This is a genomic window from Methanophagales archaeon, assembly GCA_021159465.1.
Classification (GTDB): domain Archaea; phylum Halobacteriota; class Syntropharchaeia; order Alkanophagales; family Methanospirareceae; genus G60ANME1.
In genome coordinates, this window is sequence record JAGGRR010000249.1 from 1 (window position 1) to 1,753 (window position 1,753).

A 1,753-nucleotide genomic window follows, 5' to 3' on the forward strand; every position below is an offset into this window, starting at 1 on the left:
CACTCTCCACCACACCGCTCACATCTCTCGACCTTTCCTCTGTATCTGATCGAGCAGTTTCTGCAAACTGAATAAGTTGGTGTGAATGTGTAATATGGTAGCTTGAACTTTGTGCAGAGCCAAGTAATAAAGTGTGGTATTATCCTTCCACACTCGCCTTCGCTTAAGCCTTCGCCTGCGTAAACATGAAAGATCGTTCCACCTGTGTAAATTGTTTGAAGCTCTTCTTGATGCTTAAGCGCTTCTATTAACTCAAGGTCGCAATCCACTGGCAGTTGCGTCGAATTCGTGTAGAAAGGAGCTTTTGAAGTTCCGCTTGTGATTATGCCTTTGAGCCGTTTCCTATCAATTTTGGCGAGTCTGTATGAGCAACCTTCCGCAGGCGTTGCCTCCAAATTATATAAGTGTCCTGTCTCTTCCTGGAACTCCTCTATTCGTGAGCGAATGTGTTTAAGCACTTTCACTGCAAAGTCTTTACCATCTTCGTCTGCAATTGAGCACTCAAGAAAGTTCTGGCACATTTCCTCGCCACCGACGACGCCGATTGTTGAGAAGTGGTTATCAAGAGTGTGTAAATACTGCGAAGTGTATGGAAGCAAACCTCGCTCAAAATTCTGAATAACTATCTGACGCTTGAGCTCGAGCGCTTCTTTGGCTATTTGCAGACGCTCATCCAGCATCTCAAAGAAGTTGCTATCATCCTTTGCAAGAAATCCTATCTGAGCAAGATTTATGGTAACGACGCCTATGGAGCCTGTTTCATCGTTATATCCGAAGAGACCTCCTGTTTTTCTTCGCAGCTCTCTCAGGTCTAAGCGGAGCCTACAACACATAGCCCTCACGTCCGCAGGATGAATTCCAGATGAGATACAATTCTGGAAGTAGGGGACGCCGAACATTCCTGTCGCCTTTGCGAGAATTTCGCCGAAATCACCATCCCAAGTGAAATCTTCTGTGATGTTGTAAGTTGGAATAGGAAAGCGGAAAACAGCACCGTCAGCGTCACCTTCATACAACACTTCTAAAAAGGCTCTGTTGAGCATCTCTCTTTCTTCCTCAAATTCGTCGTAAGTTTGACTTTGAGGCTCTCCACCCATGATGACTGGCGCGTTCTTAAGGTCTGATGGTGTTGTCAAGTCAAAGGTTATGTTCGTGAATGGCGTCTCGTGACCATATCTCAAAGCAACGTTTAGCGAGAAGATGAACTCTTGGAGTGCCTGCTTCACTTGCCTATACGAGAGATTGTCGTAGCGAATAAATGGGGCTAAGAGCGTATCAAAAGAGTTTACAGCTTGTGCACCTGCCCATTCCTGCGAGATCACACCTATGAAGTTTACGAGCTGGGCTAAAGCACTTGTAAAGTGCTTCGGAGGTTTTGACTTGATCGTTCCGTTACCTCCGTAGAAACCCTTCATTAGGATTTTAAGGAGAGACCAACCGCTGCAATAACCCGAGATGCCATGCCCTAAGTCATGGATGTGTATCGCAGCGTTCAGATGCGCCTCTCGAACCTCCTTCGGATATAACGAGAGTGTGTACTTCGCAATTGTCTTCTCTGCGATGTAGGTCTTGAGACCCCCTATCGAAGGGATGCGGTTGGCGTTCTCGTTAACTCGCCAAGTTCTTTTCTCTACATATTCCCTAACTACACTCACACGACCCATACAACATCACCCTGCACCAGATCAGAACAGAGATGGGGGATAGAGGGGGAGAAGGATAAGGGAGAGGTCAGAGATTCTCACCGAAGTAC

Annotated in this window: 1 protein-coding gene; it reads right to left on the reverse strand. The window is 46.4% G+C overall.

Going from position 1 to position 1,753, the window contains the following annotated elements; genetic code table 11:
- Positions 1-1,664: ribonucleoside triphosphate reductase (locus J7J01_10275; protein MCD6211243.1), on the reverse strand; the 1,664-nt coding region annotated here is incomplete at its 3' end.
- Between the last annotated feature and the right edge of the window lie 89 nt (positions 1,665-1,753).